Below are 25512 nucleotides of genomic sequence, written 5' to 3'. Positions count from 1 at the left end.
ACCGCCTCTAAGATACAAGCATCGCTTGTGTTTATATCTTGTTTTTGTAGGAGCTTCCGATCGTGCCGCACCCGCGTCAGTTCGTCCAACCACCTTTAGAATTCATTCCACCTGACCTCGATCTCAACATTCTGCGCGTGGCACGATCAATCCTGCCAATGTGGATGCGTCGCAAAACCTCGATCGCCAAAATCGATGCGGTGAACGTCGAACAGCTTGCAGAACTGTATCAGCAATTCCAAGCTGGAAAGATCCGGCTATTGCTGGCGTTTCGGCATCCCAGTGCAGACGATCCGTTTTGCTTGATGTATCTGGTTCACTATCTTTTACCGCGAACGGCACGCCAAACAGGAATTCGGCTCCAATCTCCCACTCACGCCCACTTTATGTACGATCGCGGCATTCCTTTGTGGGCGGGTGCTCACATCGGCTGGATGTACTCTAAACTCGGCGGCACTCCTATTCATCGGGGCAAGCTCGATCGTGTCGGATTAAAGTCCGCGCGCGATCTTTTAACGAATGGACAATTCCCGCTAATGGCAGCCCCAGAAGGCGCAACCAACGGACATAACGAGATTGTTAGCCCGCTCGAACCCGGTATCGCGCAAATGGCTTTTTGGTGCGTCGAGGACTTGCAGAAAGCCGATCGCTCAGAACAAGTTGTGATTGTTCCAATTGGAATTCAATACCACTATGTGAAACAAGATTGGAAACCTGTAGATCAGCTTTTGAAATCGCTAGAAGCAGATACAGGAATTAAGCCGAGTACCTCAGATCGTTATGCGAGATTGTACGCGATTTCAGAACATATGCTAACGGTCATGGAATCATTCTACAGAAGGTTTTATCACCAGGATTTACCCTCTGTTGAAAACGCTGAACCGAATGCAAGACTGGCACTCCGGCTTGAGATTCTACTCGATGCCGCTTTGACGGTGGCAGAACAGTATTTTAACTTGCAAACAAAAGGCAATGTGATCGATCGCTGTCGTCGGCTAGAGCAGGCAGCTTGGGATCTCATCTTCCGCGAAGATCTCAAACTGGGCGAAATTCCTCCGGTCGATCGCGGACTTGCTGATCGCGTTGCTGAAGAAGCGAGCTTAAGAATTTGGCATATGCGACTGGTTGAAAGTTTTGTTGCTGTGACCGGAAAGTATGTGCTGGAAAAACCGTCGCTCGATCGCTTTGCCGAAACCACGCTGCTGTTGTGGGATATGATTACGCGGATTAAAGGCGGCAATGCGTTTAAGCGACCCAGGTTAGGGAAACAATCGGTTTTAATGACTATTGGCGATCCGATTTCAGTTAGCGATCGGGCTGCTGTTTATCAAAGCAGTCGTCGTGCAGCTAAACAAACGGTTGCTGATTTAACTCAAGATTTGCAAATTGCAATGGAAAAAATGATCCTGTGATCAACCAGAGCAAAGAAACTTACTCGGTGTTTTTTTGCTCTGCGATCGTAGGAGCGACACGATCGCAGTTCATACCAAATTGATTTTTGAGTGCGACAGATCTTGGAAGCCCCCTAAATCCCCCACTCGTGGGGGACTTCAAGCCAAATCTGTTTCGGATTCTCAAAGTCCCCCAATATGGGGGATTTAGGGGGCGAAGGATCTGTCGCATCAACAAATTGATTCGGTATCAACCCTAATTTGTTCAGCCCTAATTCGTTCTCTGTTCTTCTTCAGCGGTACGTTTTGGTTTGCCACCCGAATTGCGAACATTCACCAACTTACCGAGTAAATCAAACCAAAACGGCGCACCCATCGCGATCGCAAGTCCACTCACTGCCCAGCCTGCAATCATTTGCAGCAGACCCAGCAGGAGGCTTAGCGGATTTGGAGCAGCAACAGATTGCTGGGATGCGAAACAACGGTTATAAGCATCATTCCATGTGGCAGTTCCAGAAACGGTCTGACAGCCCAACTGCCGCGTTAGATTAGCTGGACTCCAGCCGATCGGAAACGGAATGTCTTGCAGCGCTTGATCGGTTGCGGCTTTTAGCTCATTAAGCTGTGCTTGAGTAATCACCGGATTTTGAGCATTCTGAGTTGTCACTTCAGCGGCACGATTAGTAATGACTCGTCGTAGACTGTCATCACCCGCTAAGCGACTGGACATATGAAATGTATCAGCATTTGTCGCCGTCGCTAAGACAAGACCGAGCATGAGCGCTATCCCTTTTACGTTGCGTTTATACACCCCAGAAGCGCGAGACATCGATCGATCGAACCAAGTCGCAACCTCATCGCGAAACTGATTAATCTCGTTTTCTGTTCTCTGCACCCGCGTTTGTGCCCGTCGCGCCAAAATTGACATACTTTCCTTCACCGTATCCGGTAGACGGCTCAGCCCATCGCGAATCTTTTTATAAGACTGATACTCCGTATACATCTTCTGCTCTTCCGGGGTGAGATCCTTCACTGCATTTGAGAGAAAGATCTGCTGGAGGTCATAGTCTAAGTCTTCAAATTTCGTCGGTTGATCCAAGGCGTTTGGAGCAAGCCCCATGCGGTAATCTTCGATCTGAGACCGGATTGAAGCATTCACCTGTGCCTCGATCGGGCGAGCTTGATTGGCAATGCGATCGTAAGCAGCCGCGACTTCTTGATGGGTCGTGGTGCCTTGATTGACGAGTTCTGCAATTTCGGCAATGCTCGGTCTCAATCCGCCAGAGAAGACGGCGCGATCATTGTTTTGACCAAATATGCTGGATTTATAAGACTTCAATCGCCGCACATACAGCGTGGTATCCGAAGAACTTTGATCTAAGTTGGCACAAGCAGCGATGTAAGCATCTAATCCTTCTCCGAGTCGCGGAATGCTCGTTTCGAGATTGGCTTGCCCAGATTGATAGGCTTTGAGAATGTGATCGTAATCTTCAACCAGCAAGCGGAAGTTTTGATCGGCGCTTAGGCTCGGTTGATTTGACTTTGCAGCAATCTCCCGGATTGCGCCGCGCTCCCAACCATCCTTAAAGGTGTCATCCGAGGGCAATTCCACTTCTCCATACTGATTCACCCAGTAATGACCCACAATGCGATCGACAAACTTCTCAAACCGCACCGCTGAGAGCTTATCGACCATTGAATTAACACCCAAACGCTCGAGCAGCGAAGTTGCGAAAGTCTCCGGGGCAATGTATGACGGACCTGTTGCTTGATTGCCAAACGCTCCGGGTCGATTTCCGGGAAGCAAGACGCGAGTAATTTTCCGAAACCCTTGCGCCATTACGCCTTTTGCTTCTTGATTGACATTCTTGAGCAGAGGATCATCATACAATTGCGCCACTAAATCTCGAACGCGCTGTTCTTCTGGAGAATGAATGCCGCCGCCAAGCAGCACCTCGATCGAGTCTTTTAAGTGTTTGGCTCGCCATTGCAGCACTGTTGCAATTAGCTCTTGTATCTCTGATGCCAACAAACTCAAAACCAGATAGGTAAACACCAATCCGATCGCAATCTCTAAAACAAAAGGTAGACCCATTGATAATTCTCCCTAACACCCATTGAGCGACTAACATACCGCAGTGTATCGGTTGATGCAGAGTGCAGTAAAAAAATGAAGCAAAACGTAAGCGATGAATTGCGATCGATTCGGGTTCCGAGAAGAATCTCAACCTGCTACTCTGAAAAAGAGAGGCGCGGGATCAGAGCATGAAACGTCGATCACTATTGCAAGCAGCCGGAATCTTTTGCGGAGCCTGGGGGGTCGATCAACTCTTACTCGGTCGTGCGGCTAGAGTTTTGGCGCAGCCCACGCCGCGCAAACTCGCGCTCCTGGTTGGGATTAACCAATATCGCAATTCATCGTTAAATGGTTGCTTAACCGATTTGGAATTGCAAAGGGAACTGTTAATTCATCGCTTCGGATTTCATCCCAGTGATATTGTAGTTCTCACAAATCAGAAAGCCACGCGGTCACAAATCGAAACGCATTTTATAGAACATTTGATTCGGCAAGCGCAACCCGATGATGTGGTTGTGTTTCACTTCAGTGGATTTGGCAGCTTACAAAAACTGGGTACGACCGCAGATGATATTCAGCCTGTTTTGCTAACGGCAGATGATCCAAAAGAAGACACGATCGCCAACGCGCTTTCTCAAGACACCTTATTGTTATTGCTGCGATCGCTCGCAACTTCACAAGTCACAACGATTCTGGATGCAGGATACTTTTATCCTGGCTATTCACAGCGCGGTAACTTAAAGCTGCGATCGCGCCCCAGTGACCCAGCTTCTCAACTGATCGCCGCAGAACTGGAATTCCAAGAAATGCTGCTTGCCAGTACCGGACTCGATCACACTCAAGCGCGGGTGAGATGGCGATCGGGACAACTGCCCGGAGTCGTTCTCTCGGCTGCAACAGCTCAGCAGTTGACAGCAGAATCGCTGTGGAATGGGTTTACTGCAGGATTGTTTACTTATGCGCTGACGCAACAATTGTGGCAAGCAACACCCGAAACCACTTTGCGGATTAGCCTGCAACAAGCTTCGGAACTGATTGCGAAGCGGGTGGATAGCAGGCAACAGCCAATATTAATAGGGCAAAAAAACCGCGATCGTCCCCTTAAACCTTTCCACATTGCCGCGATTCAACCACCCGCAGATGGGGTGATCAAGGAGATCGACGATAAGCTAGTGCAACTCTGGCTGGGAGGACTACCGCCACAAGTGTTAGAAGCGTATAGTCCGGGTGCGGTGCTGCGGGTCGAAACGGACGATCGTCCCCTGTTACAAATTACTGAACGCAATGGATTGGTTGCAAAAGCGCGATTGCTAACCGAATCAGCGAATTTACAGATTGGGCAACAAGTCCGAGAAAGAATTCGCACCTTTGCAAAGGATGTCAGATTAGCGATCGCGATCGATGCCGCTTTGAATCGGGTTGAGCGGGTAGATGCGGTGAGTGCGCTGTCTGGATTGCCAAGAGTATCAGCCGCGATCGCGGGAGAACAAGCGGCAGACTATCTATTCAGCAAAGTTGAGGAAACGACTCAAGTGGCAGCGCTGACTTCTGATGCGATGAAAGGCACGATTCCACCTGCGGGGTATGGCTTATTTTCGCAAGGACGGGACGCGATCATAGGCACATCGGGTGAATCGGGTGAAGCCATAAAGTTAGCGGTTCGCCGCCTTGCACCACGACTGCAAACGCTTTTAGGGGCGAAGCTGCTGAGCTTAACCACAAATTCTACAGTTTCTGAGTTGGCAGTGCGGGCATCGCTTGAGGTCAACGATGTTAAGGTAGCAGCGCAACACACCGAGCGATCGTCTGCGGCAACGGTTGTGCCTTCAGATGGAAAAGTTCTTGCGCTTCCTGTCGGAACTCCGATTCGGCTACGGATTGAAAATGGAGAGTTGAGTCCGATTCATTTTTTGGTGTTGGGGCTTGATCACCAAGGAGCAGGTATTCTGTTAAATCCGATGCAGAATGGACAGGCGCAAACGTCGATCGCACCGAGCGAAACCGCGATCGTTCCGCAGTCTCTTACAGATTGGATTATTCAAGCTCCCTCTGGACTCGCTGAAATTTATCTAGTTTGCAGTCGCGTTCCGTTTCAGCAAGCGCAGGCAGTACTCGGTTCAGGAACAGGATTTGTGCGCTCTTTGCCTAACTTTCTTGAGGTTGCACAAGCAGTTTTACAAGATCTTCATTGTGCAAGCGGCACATCCTCCTGGATTAACGCTTCTGAGCTTTTTGCGCTCGATGTCAGTGTTTGGGCAACGTTTTGCTTCTCTTACCAAGTAGTTTGAGAGCAATAATCAAACGGCTTGAAATCTAGACTGTTGCGTCGATCGGCAATTCGATCCGCATGATCGTTCCTTGCCTTAATTCGCTCTGCGCTGCGATCGTGCCGCCATGAAGCTCGACGCATTGCTTGACGATCGCGAGACCCAAGCCGCCCCCCGCGATCGTACTCACGTTCTTTGCTCGATAGAATGGCTCAAACACCAGAGTCATCTCTTCGGGTGGAATGCCTAGACCGCGATCGCTCACGATCAGCGTCACTCGATCTTCGCAGTATCGAACTTCTAAATCGATGTCTTCTTCTGAGAATTTGAGCGCATTACTGAGCAGATGAGTCAAAATCAGACGGAACAACTCAGCATCAAGATTAACTTGTGGTTCACCAAAAAATCGAGACTGGATGCGGTACTGAGGCTCGACAGTAGAAAGAATTTCCAGACACAGCTGATGCAGATTGAAGGGAGCGGACTGCGCTTTGAGTGTAGCTGCGTTCGTTTTTTCAAGTGTTAGCGTGTTAGTCAAGATGGTTGTCATGGCTTGAATCGCATCGCGGATTTTTTGGAAATAGCGCGATCGTCGTTCTGATGAGCAGTCTGCACCGAGTCGCTCGATCAATTCAGCCGAAGTGAGAACGATCGCCAAAGGTGTACGAAGTTCATGAGAAATGGTGGTGACAAGTCGTGATTTGAGGGCGTGCAGTTCGTCGAGGGCTTGGGGAATTTCGCTCTCTAGACGTTGAGATTTTGCAGTTTCTTGCTGCAAGCACAGACTCATGATTTCTAATTCAGTCGTGCGTTCCTGAATGACTTTCTCAAGGTGCTGTTGATACTGATACTTTTGCAGTGCAATTTTGATTGCGCCATAGAGAGTAATGGAATCAATTGGCTTTACTAAATAGCCGAATAAATCTGCTGTTTCGGCAGAATGAAGTATGGCTAGATCGGGATAACCTGTGAGAAAAATCACTGGAATTCGCCAGCGATCGTAAATTACTTGAGCGATGTCAATTCCGGTTTGATCGCCTTTTAATTTGATGTCTAAAAGAACAAGATCGGGTGTCGTATTTGTAACAAGTGATAGCGCGGAAGATGCACAGTCAGCAATTCCAGTGACCGCATAATTCGCGGCTTCTAATCGCGATCTCAAACTAAGTGCAACAATCGCTTCATCTTCGACAATAGCAATTTTTTCGCCCGCCATTTTAGATTGACCTGTCGGCAGAGGTGTGCGGAATAGCGAGATTTCCAGAACCGAAGACTACGCGATCGCAGAACGGTTTGATAAAACTAAGGGCGAAATTCATGGTGCTGAATCAATGCTTAAATACGAAAAAATATGAGTAAAAAATGCTGATGAGGGTGCCAAGTATCACTAGGATAGACTCTGCCTGAAACATTAGCAAAAACTTTACTATAAGGCTAACTCAACTCAATAAAATTTATTCTAGTGACAAAAACTATTTTATTGAGTGTAGTTTATCAGGCAAGTAGCGAATTCTGACACAAGCTTGTCACAAAACTTCTACGAAAGATTAGCATCAGGCAATTTTTTCTATCACCTTAAGGGCATGTATACTACATACTTCTGGAATAGAAATATCAGCTTTCAATGCTATTTATTTCTAAGGTAGTGTCCTAGCGTTTTGCAAATCCAATACAACGCTGAATGGTTGGATCATTGTGTTCTGCGTTCGCTGGATTCGGGTTCAGTAGGACAAAACCAACGCGAGGCGCAGAATCCCAAGACCGCTAAAGTGCATAGCGGTACGTTTGAGTGGGATCAAAAATTGCGCCATCATCCGATCGGCACTCGTCCGGGTCGCACTGCATGAATAGATTCGCTGCCTGACTCTGGAAATCCTCGACGGTAAACAGCTTCTTCGGGCTTACCCCAACCGAGTTGCAAGATCAGTTCTAGAGTTTCCGCTTTTCCCTGCTGGCTCAAGACTGCCCACTCCGATCGCGCATCAATTCGCTCAATGTCTTCCTGAGTCACCCGTTGATGCAGTTTGCCGCTATTCAGACTCAGATAAGAATCAAATCCGACCGTGACGGAGCGCCAAAATTCGATCACCTTTGCTTTCTCAGCTTTGAGAATTGCCAAATCAGACGGCAAGCTAATTAACTGCTCGTGGATTCTGAGGCAGCGGCACGTTTTACCTTCGATCGTTAGAGCCGTCCAGACGATGCCCGAAACTTGATGCTCGATCTGGTACTGGTGAATGGCACTCCGGAAGTCGCGGTAAGCCGTAAAGCGCTGGATGCCGTCTGAGTTAACAAAGCGATCGAGCAGTGGATTAATTCCAGACGGCATTGCGGCAAGATTTAAGCGTTGCCCGTTGATGCAGGCTTGCCGCTCTCGTGACAGAATTTGGAGTAGTTCCTCAGTGCTGTAGGTGTCGGGCATCTCAGGAAGAGGGGCTAGGTGTCCTATCTCGAAATCTTATCGAGGAAATCCGCTCGTGTGGGCTTTCTTGACGTGATTCTTAAGGATCAAGGTTATTTCGTCTGCGGAACCAGTTCCGTGTTGATTTCGTTCACCGGACGGCGTTTGAGAATCACGGACTCCGATCGTGGCAGAAGATCAAAAATGCTTCGGAATTCATCATCGATCTTTTCGTAAGGGATGGTTCCGACTTCGTTGAGCCGCACTTTGCCGTTTTGGTCAAAGACCAGAGTTTGCGGCACAAAGCCTTTGTAGTAGTAGCCAGGTTCTTTCGGGTCAAACTTGTCTTTCACAGGAAGCGAATCGACCCGGATTGGCATAATGTCAATCACGCGACCGTAAAAGGCTTGCGCCTGCGAAACGACGCTGGAGTAGCGTTTACAATCGCTGCTGTCGTCGGTGTAGAACACCATCAGGACAGGTTTTTTCTGGTTGAACGCATCCGCTAACGTGACTTTTGGCGGCACCAGTGAGCCGTTTCCGGCATAAAGCGCAAAGATTTCGCCATCAAAGCGATCGTCGTCGAGACTTGCCCAAGCGGGTTGTGCGATCGTGAAACAAAAGAGCGCGATCGCGACAAACGCCAATACGAAGCGGTTAAACATAAAGGTCAGAGAAATGAACGTCACTATGAATCCATTGTGACGGAAGAGGGGAGCAGTTTACTGATCCTGTTTTTCAGGCTTGCGGATGGTGAAGGAGACTTCGCGGGGGAATTTTGGGGTCGAGGATTGGGTGAGGGTTGGGGATTCGACTGGAGGCGCTTCAGGTGTTGGAAAATTGATTAAGTTGAAGGGAAATCCTGCCCGTCGATCGAAGTTTGAGGCGATCGATAAAGCTGCTCCCGCCAAGATAAAAAATGGCAGAGGCAGCGTCAGTTCTTGCGCCCATTGAAAGACTTGAGATAGAGCAAAGAATACCAAAAAGCAAATCAATCCAAACTGTACGGCTGAACTCATGCGTCTTTGTTTCGCGCTACAAGCTCTTATAGTACACCTGATTCTGAAATCAGGGCTTCTTTCTGAGTGATTTCAGATAAGTCGATCGCATATTTCACTTCAGCAAAGTTTGTAATTAAAAGTTCTTCATCTAGATGATTTCCGGTGCGTTTATCGATGCGCGATCGCCAAATCTCATTGAAACGATAAGCGCGATCGTTCTTTTGAATAAAGCGATGATTCCGCTCAAAGACATGATAGGTATAGGGCCAATTTGGATCAGTGTAAACTGCACCTTTTAGATGATTTCCTGTGAGCCACACTCGGATTTGAAACGGCTGGTCAGTGGGATTATAAAATCGAAGATCAATGTAGTTGTAAAAAATCCCGGCTCCACTACCAAAGGGTAAGGTACGATTTTCATCGGGAAAGGGATCAAAACTGTGATGATGACGCTCAATCACGGTTAATGGCGTATGAAGCGCCATCCAATATAAAAGGTTGGCTAATTGACACAAACCGCCACCGATCCCGGTTTTGACTTCTCCACGCGAAAGCTGCATTCCCTCAACATAACCCTTTTGTGCGGTCGCCTCTCCGACACAGTTCCAGAGCGAGAAGGTTTCACCAGGTTGGATCACAATTCCATCGATCGTTCGGTGTGCAAGCTGTAGATTAGTAATTTTATTTTCCTGCAATCTTGGATCAGAGTCGCCTAATTTTCGCCGCAATAACGATTGATGTTTAACACAACTAAAGGGTAAAGATTCAGAGCGGTTTTCTTGGGCGAATTGATGACCTTGGAGGCGATCGCTCACTCTGCGAAACAAGCGTTTTTGATGAATGCGAGTGTGGTAAAACAGGGGGTGCAATTCAGAAAGACGGGGCATAGTTTGATTGTTATTTTGTAGGATGCAAAAAATCCTACAGTAGTAGATCATTAAATTCGGAACACAAGTTAAAAACTACAAACTTTGTAACTTACGCTCCAAAAATCTCCTTCCGAAACCGGGAATAAATGACAGACTATAAATATCCTCTGATTTTAGTGAGGATATGTGAATCTTCTTTGTCATTTCCTGCTGTGAGGAACATGACAGATTTGAGAATGGAACTGTAAGAGATTAAACACTTGCCCCGAATCCCAGATTATCTATTGGAGACGTTGAAGTTATGGTGAGTCAGGCTTTTCATGACCGTTACGAATCTCAGACGCAAGCGATCGCTCGTCAGTTACTCAGCGCTACTCGTGAGTCGCGATCGTGGTTGGCTCAGATGCGGGATCAGATGCAGTGGGATGATAAGCTGCTGGCCTGGGCAATGGGCAATCCGGGATTGCGGGTGCAGTTGTTTCGGTTGATTGATTGTTTGCCGTCGCTGCGAAGTAAGCCCGAAATTGCTAGACATTTACAAGAATACATGAGCGATCGTACCGTCGAACTTCCGGCGGCTCTGAAAAGTTTGCTTAACTTCGCTAATGCTGAGTCAATGCCCGGACAACTGGCTGCAACCACGCTGTCTACTGCGGTGGAAACGTTGGCGCATAAGTACATTGCGGGTGAAAATCTTAAGCAGGTGTTGAAAACGATTGAGCGGCTGCGAAAAGAAAAGATGGCGTTTACGGTCGATCTGCTAGGTGAAGCGGTGATCACTGAAGCGGAGGCGCAATCGTATCTCGATCGTTATCTCGATTTGATGGAGCAACTAACCGAAGCCTCGAAATCCTGGTCAAAAGTTGAGCAAATCGATTTTGCCGGGGGTCAACCGCTGCCGAAAGTTCAGGTTTCGGTCAAGCTCACAGCATTCTATTCACAATTCGATCCGTTGGATGAAGAAGGCAGTAAAGCGCGGGTTGCCGATCGTGCTCGAACCTTGCTGCGACGCGCTCAAGAGCTAGGAGCAGCCGTTCACTTCGATATGGAGCAATATGCTTACAAAGATTTGACGCTCTCCACGCTGAAAGATTTGCTGCTAGAAGACGAGTTTCGATCGCGCTCTGATGTGGGCATGACAATTCAAGGCTATTTGCGCGATAGTGAGCAGGACTTACAAGGCTTAGTTAATTGGGCAAAAGAGCGCGGAACCCCGGTAACAGTTCGGTTAGTTAAAGGAGCGTACTGGGATCAAGAAACGATCAAAGCGGTTCAGAAGGATTGGGATCAGCCTGTGTTCAATGACAAAGCTGAAACCGATGCGAACTATGAGCGGTTAACAGAACTATTGCTCGAAAATCATGCGGTGTTGAATGCTGCGATCGGCAGTCATAATGTGCGATCGCAAGCTCATGCGTTAGCGATTGCCAAAGATTTGAACATTCCCAAACATCGAATTGAGTTCCAAACGTTGTACGGAATGGGCGATAAGTTAGCGAAAGCGATCGTCAATCAAGGTTATCGGGTTCGGGTGTATTGTCCCTATGGTGAACTGATTCCGGGAATGTCGTATCTGATTCGTCGATTGTTGGAGAACACGGCGAATAGTTCATTTTTGCGGCAGAACTTAGAAGAACGCCCGATCGAGGAACTCATCGCCGCTCCGAAAGCGAACGGACAGCTTGAACTGAAACCTTTAGATAAGTTCGAGAATGCAGCCGACACCGACTACGCCGATAGTGCAAAGCGCGATCGCATTCAAGCAGCACTTCAATCAGTGCGGCAACAGTTCGGAAAAACCTACTTACCACTAATCGATGGTGAGTTTGTTGAAACCGATCAAAAGCTCAAGTCCGAGAATCCATCGCGATGCAGTGAAACGGTAGGCACGATCGGCATGATCAACATTGAGCAAGCAAATCAAGCGATCGACTCTGCGAAAGCAGCGTTTCCCGCATGGCGGCAAACTTCTGCTAGTGAACGCGCTCAAATTCTTCGCAAAGCTGCCAATCTATTTGAACAACGGCGCGAAGAATTGATTGCTTGGATGACCTTTGAGGTGGGTAAGCCTGTGAAAGAAGGCGACGGAGAGGTTTCAGAAGCGATCGATTTCTGCAACTATTACGCCGATGAGATGGAACGGCTCGATCGAGGCGTAGACTACGATTTCCCTGGTGAAACGAACCACTATCGCTATCATCCTCGTGGAATTGTTCTAGTGATTTCTCCCTGGAACTTCCCCTTAGCAATTCCATTGGGGATGACGGTTGCAGCTTTGGTGGCTGGAAACTGTGCTTTATTGAAGCCTGCCGAGACTTCCTCAGTGATTGCTGCCAAAATTGCAGAAGTGCTAATCGAAGCAGGAATTCCTCGCGGAGTATTCCAATTCATTCCCGGCGAAGGTCATACGATCGGTGCACATCTTGTTAAGCATCCTGATGTCCACATGATTGTATTCACCGGATCGCAAGCTGTGGGATGCCAAATCTACAAAGATGCCGCCGTTCTACAACCCGGACAAAAGCACCTGAAGCGCGTTGTCGCTGAAATGGGTGGCAAAAATGCCATCATCATTGATGAAAGTGCGGACTTAGATCAAGCCGTTCAAGGTGTGGTGCAATCCGCCTTTGGTTACAGTGGTCAGAAATGTTCGGCTTGCTCTAAAGCGATCGTCCTAGAACCCGTCTACGAAACTTTCCTATCGCGATTGATCGAAGCCACACGATCGCTCAACATCGGAGAAGCTGAACGACCGAGTACAAAAGTAGGTCCTGTGATCGATGGTGAAGCACAACAGCGCATCCGGGACTACATCGAAAAAGGACGGACTGAAGCGGAAGTTGCGATCGAGCTTCCCACCCCCGAAGGTGGCTACTATGTCGGGCCTGTGATTTTTGCCAATGTTCGAGCCGATGCCAAGATCGCTCAAGAAGAGATTTTTGGCCCAGTGTTAGCAGTGATGCGAGCAAACTCGTTCCAAGCAGCATTAGAAATGGCAAATGGAACACCTTACGCCCTGACGGGTGGATTGTATTCGCGTACTCCTTCGCACATTGAGCAAGCACAGGCAGAGTTTGAAGTCGGCAATCTGTACATCAATCGCGGCATTACAGGCGCGATCGTCGCTCGTCAACCCTTCGGAGGCTTTAAGCTCTCCGGCGTGGGTTCTAAGGCAGGCGGAGTCGATTATCTGCTCCAATTCCTAGAACCGCGCGTGGTGACAGAAAATGTTCAGCGTCAGGGATTTGCACCGATCGAGGGCGCGGAATAACTTGATTACCTGGTGCATGAATCCTGTCAGGGATTCATGCACCAGGTCTACTCAAACAGCAGAGGGTTTTGCACACCTAAGCTTTACCGTTTCCAGATTGCAAGATAACCAACGATCGACCCATAACCGGAACATTCTTCGTCCCCGTGAAGATAATCTTTTCATCCAGAAAGCGCGGCTCTTTTGTATTGATCAGTGCTGTCCACTTGCGTTGGCGTAACCGCTCAGGCAAAACAAAATCAATCATTTCCCAATGAGCATTAAACAAAAGTAGGAAACTATTGCCTTTAATGCGTCCACCTTTCGGGCCTCGATCGGGCAGTTCACTACCATTCAGGAACACCGTAATTGCTTTAGCGTATCCATTACACCATTGCTCAGCGGTCATTTCATTACCATCGGGATTAAACCAAGCAATGTCACTCACACTCGAACCGTGAATTGCTTGACCTTGGAACCAGCGCTGTCTACGGAACACAGGATGCGCTTGACGGAAGTGAATCAATCGCTGTGTGAAATTGAGCAAATCCGCATTACGATCGCGCAACTCCCAATCTAACCAAGACAGTTCATTATTCTGACAGTAAGCATTGTTGTTGCCGGATTGAGTCCGACCCATTTCATCGCCCATCACAATCATTGGAATGCCCTGCGACAACATCAAGGTTGTGAGAATATTGCGCTGTTGTCGATCGCGCAGTCGCAGAACTTCAGCATCATCGGTTTCACCTTCCACTCCGCAATTCCAGGAGCGATTGTGGCTTTCACCGTCGCGATTGTCTTCACCATTTGCTTCATTGTGCTTTTCGTTGTAGCTCACCAGATCTCGAAGCGTGAAGCCATCGTGCGCTGTGATGAAGTTGATGCTGGCGTGAGGTCTTCTGCCATTGAGTTGATAGAGATCTGGACTCCCTGTGAATCGATAACCAAATTCGCCGAGCTTACCATCTTGTCCGCGCCAAAAGTCGCGCATTTCATCGCGATATTTTCCGTTCCATTCTGACCAGAGAATTGGGAAGTTACCCACTTGATAGCCACCATCCCCAACATCCCAAGGTTCCGCAATCAACTTCACACCTGCAAGAATCGGATCTTGATGAATAATGTCGAAGAACGACGCTAAGTTATCTACCGCATACAGTTCCCGCGCTAGTGCCGAGGCTAAATCAAACCGGAAACCATCAACGTGCATTTCTGTTACCCAATAGCGCAAGCTATCCATAATCAGCTTGAGCACTTGGGAGCTTTGAACATTCAGCGAATTACCGCATCCGGTAAAGTCCATGTAGTACCGCTCATTTTCTTCGACTAAGCGATAGTACGTTTTGTTATCAATGCCTCGCAGTGAAAGCATTGGGCCGCAGTGATTTCCTTCGCCGGTGTGATTGTAAACCACGTCCAAAATCACTTCGAGCCCAGCTTCGTGCAAAGCTTTGACCATTTGTTTGAATTCTCGCACTTGTCCACCCAGGCTCTTATCCGCACTGTAGCCTGAATACGGCGAGAAGAAGTTAATCGAATCGTAGCCCCAATAGTTGCTTAAATCTTTGCCGGCTAGATGCCCTGGATGCGCCAGGAAGTGATGCACAGGCATGAGTTCAACCGCAGTCACACCCAGCGCTTTCAAATGCTCGATCGCCGCTGGATGTGCAACTCCGGCATAAGTTCCCCGTAGCTCTTCGGGAATATCAGGATGGTTCTTTGTGAATCCCTTGACGTGCATCTCATAGATTACAGTTTCATTCCAAGGGGTTTGTAGGAGTTGATCGCCCTGCCAGTTAAATGATGGATCAACCACTACACACTTAGGTACTAAATGAGCATCATCTAAATCAGAAAAGCCTAAATCTTCTGATGGATCACCCCATCGGTAGCTAAAGATTGCTTCACCATGTTGCACATCGCCGTCGATCGCTTTGGCATAAGGATCAATTAAAAGCTTATTTGGATTAAACCGGTGTCCGCGCTGAGGTTCCCATGCTCCATGAACTCGAAAACCATATCGCTGTCCAGGTGCAACTCCCGGAACATAACCATGCCAAAGAAAGTTCTGACCTTGGTAGAGCGGTAAACGCAATTCTGAACCATCTGGATCAAATAAACAGACCTCGACACCAGTGGCGTGTTCAGAAAAGAGGGAAAAATTGGTTCCTTTTCCGTCCCAAGCTGCGCCTAAGGGATAAACTTTTCCTGTCCAGATGGGGGCATACATAGTGAATAAATCCTAGTGTCTTAAATGAGATTCAGTGCGTTATCTAATGATTTTTTGTGATCGCCTAGCAACGTGATCTTGGTAATGCGGCACAAAGGTTTATTAATGCAATTAATCTAGTTGAAAAGCGTTTAGGTTCCCCTCTACCACGGGTGCCAACTCGCTTTCTGTCCGAGGGGATGTCTCACTGCTGATCCCCAAAACTCCCTATCTCTGAGGAGCTAATCTGTTCGCCCTTAGGCTATCCCTTACGATGATGTATGTGTTGAATCAATAACAATGCAGCGATCGCTGCATTGCTGGACAACCTGCCAACAATAAAACGATCGCTCACTAAAATAACGGTATTTTCCTTTAGCTTCTGGGTTCCAGAGACATCGCCGTTTCTGCAATCGAAGAGTCAATCGCGAGTTGTTCTGCTTCTTCCTGCGCTTTCAACTCATCGAGAGTCTGCCAAACTTGCCGCATTAATGTCTCAAGTCCAAAATGTGATACGGCTGAAATTTTGAACACGGTCGTACTGCTCAGTTGTTCTAATTCAGAAACGATCGCATTCACTTCCTCGCTTTCTGGATCGACCGCATCAAGTTTATTGACTGCAAGAATCTGGAGACGATCGCTTAATCCTCGTCCATAAGCATCAAGTTCGCCCTGGATAGTCTGATAATCTGCGATCGGATCATCGGCAGTGATATCAACCAGATGCAACAGTAATCGAGTCCGCTCCACATGGCGCAAGAAATCATGTCCGAGTCCAATTCCCATGTGTGCGCCTTCGATTAATCCCGGAATATCTGCAAACACAGTGCCATCTCCGGTTGGTTTGCGAACCACTCCCAAGTTTGGAACCAGGGTTGTAAACGGATAGTCAGCAATTTTCGGACGTGCTGCCGATAATGCAGAAATCAGCGTGGATTTACCCGCATTTGGTAAACCGATAATTCCAACTTCGGCTAATAGTTTGAGTTCGAGTCGCAGCGATCGTGCTTCTCCGGGTTGTCCTGGAAACGCATTTTCCGGCGCACGATTGCGATTACTCAAAAAACAATGATTGCCTAAACCGCCCCGTCCGCCTTCTGCGATTTTTAGAGTCTGACCCTGTTTGGTTAAGTCTCCGATCACTTCATCGGTTTCGGCATCATAAACCACCGTACCGCAAGGAACTTCGATGATGAGATCGCGCCCCGATGCCCCGGTGCAATTATTCGAGCCGCCTTTCTGTCCGTTATCCGCTTTGAACAATCTCATGTAGCGAAAATCGAGCAGGGTTTGAAGATTTTCGTTGGTTTTGAGAACGATCGATCCGCCGCGTCCCCCATTGCCGCCGTTTGGCCCACCCGCAGGCACATACTTCTCCCGCCGGAATGACACCATGCCATCTCCGCCATCGCCGGCTTGAACCTGAATTTCTGCTTGATCGATAAATTGCATAGCTTTGCGCTGATTCCCAATACTTCTATGTTAAAGGTATGGCGATCGATCAACATTCAATTCTTTATGATCGAGAAAACACACAGATTTCGTATCCTAAAATGAAAGCATCTGCTTTGAGGAAGTTCTCATGGTGTTGCAGCAATCCAAACAACAATCCGTTCCGCCGTTAGCGAGCGGCGATCGTCTCACTCGTGCCGAATTCGAGCGTCGATATGCAGCCACTCCAGAAAACTTTAAAGCAGAATTAATTGAAGGAGTGGTTTACGTGGCATCCCCTGTTCGCGCTTTTCATGGCGATCCGCATTTCAATCTGATTGCTTGGCTGAGTACATACTCTATTGCAACCCCTGGTACACAGGGATCTGACAACACCACGACTCGGCTCGATCTTGATAATGAACCTCAACCTGATGTATCACTGCGAATCGTGCGAGGTGGAACAACACGAGTCAGTGAAGATGGATATATCGAAGGTGCACCGGAGCTTGTGGCGGAAATTGCAACCAGCAGTGCAGCCATTGATCTGGGTGCAAAAATGAACGCCTATCGCCGGAATCGCGTTCAAGAATACCTTGTTTGGCAAACGTTTGAGAATCAATTGAGCTGGTTTAGACTGGAAAATGAACAGTATGTTTTAGTGGAACTGAATGAGAGTGGCATCATTCAGAGTCAAGTATTTCCGGGATTGTGGCTAGAAGTGGCGGCATTGTTAAACGGTGAAATGTTTACTGTTATGAATACCTTACAACTCGGACTACAATCTCCTGAGCATCAAATCTTTGTCCAGGAATTAGCAGAACGGTCTTAGCGAGTTTTCCAGAAGAAATCGGCAATTGCTTCTTCTTTCAAAAAATGTGCAGGTGGATTCAGCAGCACGGTGGACTGTTTAACCTGCGGAATGCGTCGCGCCACTCGATCAGGAATTCCTTCACCATAAACAATGTGACCTTGACCAACCAGCACAATCATTTGGCGATCAGGATTCTGGTTCAAAAACTGCGCGATCGCATCTGCCATCGTTTCATCCCACAGTACCTGCGCCTGAAAGAATCGCTCAAACCCGCGACTCCTACCTTTGCCAGAGTGAAACGCATTGAACAGTTCCCGTAGGCGATCGCGATATCGCCCCGGCTCTGCGCGAATTTCAGCGATCGGCGGAATGTAGCGCTTTTCTGCCTCGGTGAGACTTTCTAATCCTTGCCGCGCCACTTTGCGAGTAACTTCAGTGGGTGTATTCAGCGCAATTACCGGTAGCTGATTTTGTTTAGCGAAATTGACGATCGGAGAGTAGAATTCCCACGGGAATCCCCAGCGCTTATCGTATTCGGTAAACTCCCGCAGCATCGTCTCGGTTGACGCTCCTGCTAAATAACGATCTAAGCCTGATTGAAAAGGACGTTGAAACATTTCCATGCCGATCGCGATCTTGGGATTTTGTTGATAGAGCGATCGGACAATTTCCCACTGAGCGTGATGATCCTCAGCACTATCATGCGTTTCGCCCAAATAAATCACTCTCGAAGAGCGCAACTGTTTGAGAACCGCTTGAGGATCTAATTTTTGCTGTGTGGGTGTACTGACCGAAATCGCAGCCGGAAGAGTTTGAGCATCGCTGGGTGCTGTCCATAGAACGAATAAGCTCAACGACAATGCACAGAAGTTTGCAATTGATTTTCGAGTCATGAACCTTGCTCCACAATACTTTCAACCAAACTTGGATCAGTCGGTAGCGCAGCACTCAGCACTTCTGAACCGTCTACTGTCACCAACACATCATCTTCAATCCGAATGCCCCGAACATCAGCAAAATCAGTTAAGCGCTCCCAGTTCACCATATCGCGGTATTTTTCACGCCGTTGTGGATCATTGAGAATCGCTGGAACTTGATAAAATCCAGGCTCGATCGTCACAACCATTCCTGCTCTTAGGGGTCGATCCAATCTGAGATACCCAAGTCCAAACCGCGAACTGCGCGATCGACCTGTTTCATATCCTGCTAAATCGCCTAAATCTTCCATATCATGCACATCTAAACCCAATAGATGCCCGATTCCATGCGGAAAAAACAACGCATGAGCATCTTGATCTACTAAGTCGGCTGCATTCCCGCGCAGAATCCCTAAATCGAGCAAGCCTTCTGTCAGCGTTTCACAAGCCAATAGATGAATATCGCGGTACTCAACACCAGGACGAATTTCATCAATCGCCCGATCGTGTGCCGCTAAAACAACTTCATAAACTGCTTTCTGAGTTGGTGAAAACTTCCCGCTCGCTGACCAGGTTCGAGTCACATCCGATGCCCAACCCAACTCAGTTTCCGCGCCCACATCCGCAAGAATCAGATCTGAAGGTTTGATCGCATGATGATAATGTTCATTGTGCAAAACCTCACCATGTACCGTCACAATGCTGTTATATGCACAAGTCATGTTGTGAGCTAGAATTACGCCTTCCATTGCCGCTCGAATCTGGGATTCCTTTTGCGCCTTGAGAGTTGCCTGCATTCCAGTTCGATGAGCTTCAACCGTCACAGCAACCGCTTTACGAATTTCAAAGATCGCGCTTTCGTCATGAATTAAACGCAGTTGTACGATCGCAGTTGTAAGCTTTGGATCATCTGATACTGCTGCAAACTTTGCTATTTCAGATAGCGGGTAAGCTTCATCGGCTCCAATCTCCGCAGCAATCTGATCACGAGTGGGTGATTCTCCATGCCAAAGGGCACTCAAAGGATCAGGATCGTCGAGAAACAGCGTCAAGCGATCGCCTTCGATCCGAATCGCGACTTTTGGCAAAGACAATCCTGCAAAGTAGAGAAAATGACTACTCGCACGAAATGGATAAGGATTCGCCGGAAAATTGCGGGGTTTTGGATCTCCCGATCGCAGCAACACCGGGAAATCAATCAATTCTGCAAGCCGTTTTCTTCTAGATTTGAGCGTGTCAGCCAATCGACTCATGAAGGTTTTTCTGCAAGGACTCCATTTAAAAAGATATCGGCAATTCCCTCTGCCATCTCTTTCATTTCATTCGGAGAACTACCCGGAGCCATAATCGTATCTTGACTAAATCCAGCGATCGTAAACATTCCCAAGAAGACCCGCGCTACCATTCTCGGATTCATTGGACGATAAATCCCTTGATCCATAGCAGTTTGAAAGAATGCTTCCGCCACATCGGTCATTTTTTCAACCACCTCAGACTGAATTCGATCGCGCAAATCCGGATGAAACTGCGCTTCCATAAAACAGACCTTAAACAAATCCACATTCTGATGCATATTGAGCATTCGTTTCCGCATCACTTGCGCGATCGCTTTATAGCTACCCATCTCACTCAATTCAGTCAGCAAATCGGTCAGGATCTCGATCCAACCCTGCGTTGCGACTTCAATCAGAATTGCTTTTTTATTCGTGAAATGGCGAAACAGTGTTCCTTCTGCCACCCCCGCTTTTTCTGCCAAATCCCGCGTTGTTGTGCCATCGTAACCTTGCTTTGCAAACAGTTTCAACGCCGCTTTCAAGATGCGGGTGCGAGTCTCAACTTCAGCTTGTTGGGGCAGTCGGTTTGTTATTGCCATCGCTTCAATGAACAGAGCGGGTCACAAATATCGCCTGTTATTTTAATTGTGCAAGCAATTGTTTGAACTGTACCTTAAGTGTTATGGAGTTTACAGATTTCAACCGAAGAAATTGCGATCGCTCAATCGATTGTTGCAAAAGTTTAGACTAACTGCGGCACTGTATTAATTCTCTTCATAGGCTTGTAGAAATCCTTCTCTTGAGAGATTGGCTTGGGTGCAGCTTGAGCGCAGTGTGGATGCTTTGATTTGACAATGATTGGGCAGCGTCAAGGGCGTTTCCGTTCCATCCTCGTTTTTTCGGCTCATCGAGATATGCTCCTTCTCTCTTACTACTTGAAAACCAAGAGACTCAAGTGCCCAAAGCACTCTTGCTTTTGGCGCATCTTTTGGAAATTTGGGCGTTTAGAGCGCTGCCTCAGCCACAAAAGCTTGTAGCACGGACAATTCAGGATCTAGCACTTTCTCCCCAAATGTTTCGATATGAAAGCGAATTGCAGATTTAACATCCGCTAACGCTTCCTCCTAGGTGTCACCTTCCCCAACGACAACATCTTCGATTCCTGAAGGATAAGCAATATAACTATCTGGATGTTTTTCAACGATGATCTTGATCGTTCTCACGCTAAAACTCCACGTTTTGAGGTGTTCGAGGGAATGGAATCACATCACGAATATTCGCCATTCCCGTCATAAATTGCACCAATCGCTCAAACCCTAGACCGAATCCAGCATGAGGAACCGTCCCATAACGCCGTAAATCCAGATACCACCAATAAGTTGCAGGATCTAATCCTTGCTGTACGATGCGGCGCTCTAAAACGTCCAGCCGTTCTTCTCGCTGCGATCCGCCGATAATTTCCCCAATTTTAGGTGCGAGAATATCCATCGCCCGAACTGTTTTTTCATCATCACTGAGACGCATATAAAACGCTTTGATTTGCGTTGGATAATCAGTGACGATCGTTGGCTTCTTAAACAATTCCTCAGCTAAATATCGCTCATGTTCTGATTGCAAATCCAAGCCCCATTCAACGGGGTACTCAAATTTTTTGTCGGCTTTTTCGAGAAGTTCGATCGCTTTTGTATAAGTAATCCGCTCAAATTGATTGTTAATAATATTCTCTGCGGTTGCTAATACTGAGTCATCAATTCTCTGATTGAAAAACTCCATATCTTCTGAGCAATGCTCCAATACATAGCTGAAAATATATTTCAAAAATGCCTCAGCTAAGTCCATATCGCCTTCGAGATCACAAAATGCCATCTCTGGTTCAACCATCCAGAATTCGGCTAAATGTCTCGAAGTATTAGAGTTTTCCGCTCGAAATGTGGGGCCAAACGTATAGACATTGCTAAACGCCATCGCCATAATTTCCGCTTCAAGCTGTCCGCTTACTGTTAGATAAGCAGGCTTACCAAAAAAGTCTTGCGTATAATCGATATCTTTTTGTTCATTCAACGGCGGTTGTTTCAAGTTCAAACTTGTTACCGCAAACATCTCACCCGCGCCCTCACAATCGCTTGCTGTAATCACGGGCGTATGCACCCATAGAAATCCGCGCTCTTGAAAGAATTGGTGAATTGCAGTCGCACAGGCATTTCGGACTCGGAACACTGCGCTTAATGTGTTGGTGCGCGATCGCAAATGCCCAATTTCCCGCAAAAACTCAAACGAATGTCGCTTCTTCTGCAACGGATAAGTTTCGGGATCAGCTTCCCCATAAACCGTGACCGAACTTGCTTTCAATTCAATTCGCTGCCCTTTCCCCGGAGACGGAACCAGCACTCCCGACACCTCAACCGATGCCCCAGTGCTAATTCGTTTCAAACTCGCTTCGTAATGAGGGACATCTTGATTAATCACGACTTGCAGTCCCGCCATCGAGGAACCGTCGTTCACTTCAATGAACGAAAAGCCTTTTTGTTCTCGCTTGGTACGAACCCAACCCTGAATCGTCACAGTTTCATCAGGTTGACCAGCGCGGAGGAGTTCTGCAATACGTCGAGTCATAACAATACTAAGGGCTAGACAAACTATTAGAAGGAGTCGAGGAATTGGTGGGAGTCGGCGTTTTGAGGGTGATGGATGCCAGCGACCAGCCGATCGCAATGCCCAATCCCCCAAATCGTACCGCCTGCCAAAAGACTTCTTTCAAGCCTGACCAAGAAAACAGCCGACTTTCCAGATTCAATTCCAGTTCTTCTAATTGTTGCTCAATTTCTCGCAATTCGGCTTTCAGCGCGGCAGATTTTCCTTGAGTTTGAAGTGCTGCTTTTCGCTGCTGTAACGTTTCAAGTTGCTGTTCGTCACGCTGAACTTGGGCATACCGCTCTTTCAGTTGATCGAGCGATCGTTCAACGTTCTCTAAAGCCTGCTCGATGTTAATCTCGTCGGAAGAAGCCGCCATGCGTCAGAATAAGTGATGAACGCTTCATTCTACTCACTCTGAATCATGTCAGACACTCTTTCTTCTCAGCCATCTCTCTCCGAAATTAGTACGATAGAACTCGCCCAAGCTCTCGTCGAACGCCTCAGCATTACCGATCGCGACTGGCATCGCCTCAAATCAAATCGGAAAGCAAGAGCGATCGAACAATCTGCGGTAGCGCTAGTTTACCTACTGAAAGACAACCCAGAAGAAGCGTTACCCCGATTGCAGCAAGCGGTCGGCTGGCTCGATCGCTCGATTTCTGCGCCACCTTGCCCCACTCACGGCAATCGGAGTTAACCGCTTACTCGCCGATCGTTTCCATCGGAATCATCGCCAGTGCTGTACCTGCTTGCACTCGAACCTCCATGTCCGCATCTTGCATGAGTTGATTCAGCAGAGCAACGACCCGATCGCTGGCTTGCCCTTGTTTTGCCATCTCCCCTAGCTCGACCGCAACGGTTAATCGCACTAAATGATCTGAATCAGTTGCCTGCTGTTGAAGCTGGCTGAATTGCTCCTCGCTATGGTCTAGCTGTCCAATTTCTTCGAGAACTGACGTATGGTGATGTTCTTGTGGCTTAGACTCGATCGACAAGTCCGATTCAACCACATCTGAAATTCTGAGTGAAGTTGCTAAGGAAATATCTGGCTCTGTAATCGGCATCATTGAGGGAATTGCGATCGTCGAAGCTTCAGAACCCTGAGCAGAAGCTTCAGACTCAGAGAACTCAGGAGCCTCAACTGGTTCGGGACGCTCTGAATCTAGATCAGGTTGCAGTTTGGTTTGATTTGCCTGCTCAAATTTCGCTTCTTGTACAGTATTGGGCTGATAAGAAGTCATCTGGGATTTTAGTTTTGTAGCGGTGCGTGCGGCTGCACTGAGAGCGCCTGCGATCGCGGCGATGATTGTGAGTAATAGTGCAATAGTCATTCTTCTTTACGGTGCAAGTTGATCCTTCTATTGCACTGCAATTTATTTAAGCAATACATCTGACTTGATGCGGACTTTTCTTATGCAAAAAGCCCCCGCACAGGGCGGAGGCTTAGATTTAACCCAAGACTAAAAATTAGTCAAGGTTCGGCATCGACAGCACGGGTTCGGTTTCGCGATCGATTCCTCTCTCGAAGCCTGCAACTGCCGCACGAGCGCGACCTGCATGCCACAAGTGACCAACCAAGAAGAAGAAGCCCACGATGAAGTGGAAGCTTGCCAACCAAGCGCGGGGGTTAACGTAGTTGAACGAGTTAATTTCTGTTGCAACACCACCCACCGAGTTGATCGAACCCAGCGGAGCATGGGTCATATACTCAGCCGCACGGCGCACTTGCCAAGGCTGAATATCGTTCTTGATTTTGTTCAAGTCAAGACCGTTCGGACCACGCAGCGGTTCCAACCAAGGACCGCGGAAGTCCCAGAAGCGCATGGTTTCTCCACCGAAGATGATTTCACCCGTCGGAGAGCGCATCAGGTACTTACCAAGACCGGTCGGACCTTGAGCAGAACCCACGTTCGCACCCAGCTTTTGGTCACGGATCAAGAAGGTCATTGCTTGCGCTTGAGACGCTTCAGGACCAGTCGGACCGTAGAATTCGCTGGGGTAAGCCGTGTTGTTGTACCAAACAAACACCGATGCAATGAAGCCCATCAAGGACAATGCGCCCAAGCTGTAGGACAGGTAAGCCTCACCCGACCAGACCAGCGCCCGACGTGCCCAACCAAAAGGCTTGGTCAGAATGTGCCAGATACCGCCTGCGATGCAGATGAACCCGACCCAAATATGACCTCCAATAATGTCTTCCATGTTGTCCACGCTGATAATCCAGCCTTCGCCACCAAAAGGAGCTTTAGTGAGATAGCCAAAGATTTTAGCGGGGTTCAACGTGGGGTTGGTGATTACGCGGACATCACCGCCACCTGGTGCCCAAGTGTCATAGACACCCCCAAAGAACATTGCTTTGATAACAAGCAGCAATGCACCCAGACCCAAGAGGATTAAGTGATAGCCGATAATGTTGGTCATTTGGTTTTTGTCTTTCCAGTCGTAACCGAAGAAAGACGAATATTCCTCAAGCGTTTCCGGTCCACGAACTGCGTGGTAGATTCCACCCAGACCGAGAACGGCAGAAGAAATGAGGTGAAGAACACCCACAACAAAGTAAGGGAAAGTGTTAATCACTTCGCCACCCGGCCCAACGCCCCAACCTTGAGTTGCCAAGTGAGGCAGCAAGATCAAACCTTGCTCGTACATTGGTTTTTCAGGGATGAAGTGCGAGACCTCAAACAAGGTCATTGCACCTGCCCAGAAAACGATCAGACCAGAGTGGGCGACGTGAGCACCCAGTAATTTACCAGAGAGATTGATTAAACGAGCATTACCAGCCCACCAAGCAAATCCAGATGATTCTTGGTCGCGGTTGCCTGCGAATGAAGGATTAGAGAGCGTTACCACGGGGGAGAACCTCTTCAGGGAATACAAAGTGTTCATGCGGCTGATCCTGAGAAGCCATCCAAGCACGGATGCCCTCGTTCAGCAAAATGTTCTTCGTGTAGAACGTTTCAAATTCCGGGTCTTC

At 48.0% G+C, this 25512-nt stretch carries 21 protein-coding genes and 3 pseudogenes; 5 read left to right on the top strand and 19 right to left on the bottom strand.

Annotation, left to right across the window (positions count from 1 at the left end):
- Positions 1-62 precede the first annotated feature (62 nt).
- The gene (locus NC980_RS06930; RefSeq protein WP_190378192.1) at positions 63-1412 is read left to right on the top strand and encodes a 1-acyl-sn-glycerol-3-phosphate acyltransferase; all 1350 of its coding nucleotides are present in this window, start codon (positions 63-65) and stop codon (positions 1410-1412) included.
- A gap of 250 nt (positions 1413-1662) precedes the next feature.
- Here NC980_RS06930 and NC980_RS06925 read toward each other — a convergent pair whose 3' ends face one another.
- On the bottom strand, positions 1663-3486 hold the full coding sequence (locus tag NC980_RS06925; protein WP_190378191.1) for a hypothetical protein: 1824 nt from the start codon (positions 3484-3486) through the stop codon (positions 1663-1665).
- 170 nt (positions 3487-3656) lie between these two features.
- On the opposite strand from NC980_RS06925, the gene NC980_RS06920 reads away from it, so the two are divergent.
- Complete coding sequence (locus tag NC980_RS06920; protein ID WP_190378190.1) at positions 3657-5756, top strand: caspase family protein; 2100 nt, start codon at positions 3657-3659, stop codon at positions 5754-5756.
- A gap of 25 nt (positions 5757-5781) precedes the next feature.
- Here NC980_RS06920 and NC980_RS06915 read toward each other — a convergent pair whose 3' ends face one another.
- The 6 genes and pseudogenes from NC980_RS06915 to NC980_RS06890 form a co-directional block, all read right to left on the bottom strand.
- Complete coding sequence (locus NC980_RS06915) at positions 5782-6951, bottom strand: ATP-binding protein (protein ID WP_190378189.1); 1170 nt, start codon at positions 6949-6951, stop codon at positions 5782-5784.
- Between the two features lie 434 nt (positions 6952-7385).
- Positions 7386-7487 (bottom strand): annotated as a pseudogene (locus tag NC980_RS06910) (DUF1643 domain-containing protein); the annotation flags it as partial.
- Between the two features lie 58 nt (positions 7488-7545).
- On the bottom strand, positions 7546-8157 hold the full coding sequence (locus NC980_RS06905; RefSeq protein ID WP_190378188.1) for a hypothetical protein: 612 nt from the start codon (positions 8155-8157) through the stop codon (positions 7546-7548).
- Positions 8158-8249: 92 nt separating this feature from the next.
- Positions 8250-8801, bottom strand: coding sequence for a thylakoid membrane photosystem I accumulation factor (locus NC980_RS06900; RefSeq protein WP_190378187.1), 552 nt, complete (start codon positions 8799-8801; stop codon positions 8250-8252).
- Positions 8802-8858: 57 nt separating this feature from the next.
- A complete protein-coding gene (locus tag NC980_RS06895; protein WP_190378186.1) occupies positions 8859-9155 on the bottom strand; it encodes a hypothetical protein in 297 nt (98 codons plus the stop codon).
- Between the two features lie 26 nt (positions 9156-9181).
- Positions 9182-10024: a VanW family protein gene (locus tag NC980_RS06890; protein WP_190378185.1), complete on the bottom strand. Its 843-nt coding sequence runs from the start codon at positions 10022-10024 to the stop codon at positions 9182-9184.
- 283 nt (positions 10025-10307) lie between these two features.
- On the opposite strand from NC980_RS06890, the gene pruA reads away from it, so the two are divergent.
- Positions 10308-13277, top strand: coding sequence for an L-glutamate gamma-semialdehyde dehydrogenase (pruA, locus tag NC980_RS06885; protein ID WP_190378184.1), 2970 nt, complete (start codon positions 10308-10310; stop codon positions 13275-13277).
- Between the two features lie 76 nt (positions 13278-13353).
- Here the strand turns inward: pruA and glgX are convergent, their stop codons facing one another.
- Positions 13354-15489, bottom strand: coding sequence for a glycogen debranching protein GlgX (glgX, locus tag NC980_RS06880; RefSeq protein WP_190378183.1), 2136 nt, complete (start codon positions 15487-15489; stop codon positions 13354-13356).
- 354 nt (positions 15490-15843) lie between these two features.
- On the bottom strand, positions 15844-16920 hold the full coding sequence (gene obgE / locus NC980_RS06875; protein ID WP_190378182.1) for a GTPase ObgE: 1077 nt from the start codon (positions 16918-16920) through the stop codon (positions 15844-15846).
- Between the two features lie 130 nt (positions 16921-17050).
- On the opposite strand from obgE, the gene NC980_RS06870 reads away from it, so the two are divergent.
- Complete coding sequence (locus NC980_RS06870) at positions 17051-17731, top strand: Uma2 family endonuclease (protein WP_190378181.1); 681 nt, start codon at positions 17051-17053, stop codon at positions 17729-17731.
- Here the strand turns inward: NC980_RS06870 and NC980_RS06865 are convergent.
- From NC980_RS06865 to NC980_RS06835, 7 genes and pseudogenes are all read right to left on the bottom strand, one after another.
- Positions 17728-18606: a ChaN family lipoprotein gene (locus tag NC980_RS06865; RefSeq protein ID WP_190378180.1), complete on the bottom strand. Its 879-nt coding sequence runs from the start codon at positions 18604-18606 to the stop codon at positions 17728-17730. The genes NC980_RS06870 and NC980_RS06865 overlap by 4 nt on opposite strands.
- Complete coding sequence (locus NC980_RS06860; protein WP_190378179.1) at positions 18603-19883, bottom strand: aminopeptidase P family protein; 1281 nt, start codon at positions 19881-19883, stop codon at positions 18603-18605. The genes NC980_RS06865 and NC980_RS06860 overlap by 4 nt, the downstream gene beginning before the upstream one ends.
- Positions 19880-20503, bottom strand: a complete 624-nt coding sequence (locus NC980_RS06855) for a TetR/AcrR family transcriptional regulator (RefSeq protein ID WP_190378178.1) — start codon at positions 20501-20503, stop codon at positions 19880-19882. Before NC980_RS06855 ends, NC980_RS06860 begins: the two co-directional genes overlap by 4 nt.
- Positions 20504-20668: 165 nt before the next feature.
- On the bottom strand, positions 20669-20872 hold the full coding sequence (locus tag NC980_RS06850) for a type II toxin-antitoxin system HicA family toxin (RefSeq protein ID WP_190378177.1): 204 nt from the start codon (positions 20870-20872) through the stop codon (positions 20669-20671).
- Positions 20873-20908: 36 nt separating this feature from the next.
- Positions 20909-21127 (bottom strand): annotated as a pseudogene (locus NC980_RS06845) (type II toxin-antitoxin system HicB family antitoxin).
- Position 21128: 1 nt separating this feature from the next.
- Positions 21129-22517, bottom strand: coding sequence for an asparagine--tRNA ligase (asnS, locus tag NC980_RS06840; RefSeq protein WP_190378176.1), 1389 nt, complete (start codon positions 22515-22517; stop codon positions 21129-21131).
- A gap of 7 nt (positions 22518-22524) precedes the next feature.
- Complete coding sequence (locus tag NC980_RS06835) at positions 22525-22914, bottom strand: hypothetical protein (RefSeq protein WP_190378175.1); 390 nt, start codon at positions 22912-22914, stop codon at positions 22525-22527.
- A 45-nt stretch (positions 22915-22959) separates the two neighbouring features.
- Here NC980_RS06835 and NC980_RS06830 point away from each other — a divergent pair, with 45 nt between their 5' ends.
- On the top strand, positions 22960-23235 hold the full coding sequence (locus NC980_RS06830) for a DUF6439 family protein (protein WP_190378174.1): 276 nt from the start codon (positions 22960-22962) through the stop codon (positions 23233-23235).
- A gap of 4 nt (positions 23236-23239) precedes the next feature.
- Here NC980_RS06830 and NC980_RS06825 read toward each other — a convergent pair whose 3' ends face one another.
- The 3 genes and pseudogenes from NC980_RS06825 to NC980_RS06815 form a co-directional block, all read right to left on the bottom strand.
- Positions 23240-23869, bottom strand: coding sequence for a HEAT repeat domain-containing protein (locus tag NC980_RS06825; RefSeq protein ID WP_190378173.1), 630 nt, complete (start codon positions 23867-23869; stop codon positions 23240-23242).
- Positions 23870-24005: 136 nt separating this feature from the next.
- On the bottom strand, positions 24006-25388 hold the full coding sequence (psbC, locus tag NC980_RS06820; RefSeq protein ID WP_190378172.1) for a photosystem II reaction center protein CP43: 1383 nt from the start codon (positions 25386-25388) through the stop codon (positions 24006-24008).
- Positions 25372-25512 (bottom strand): annotated as a pseudogene (locus NC980_RS06815) (photosystem II protein D2); the annotation flags it as partial. The gene psbC and the pseudogene NC980_RS06815, both read right to left, overlap by 17 nt.

Source organism: Leptolyngbya sp. AS-A5, from assembly GCF_039962495.1.
Classification (GTDB): Bacteria; Cyanobacteriota; Cyanobacteriia; order Leptolyngbyales; family Leptolyngbyaceae; genus Leptolyngbya.
The sequence above is the reverse complement of the archived record's forward strand: the minus strand, read 5'-3'. Positions and strand labels throughout refer to the sequence as shown.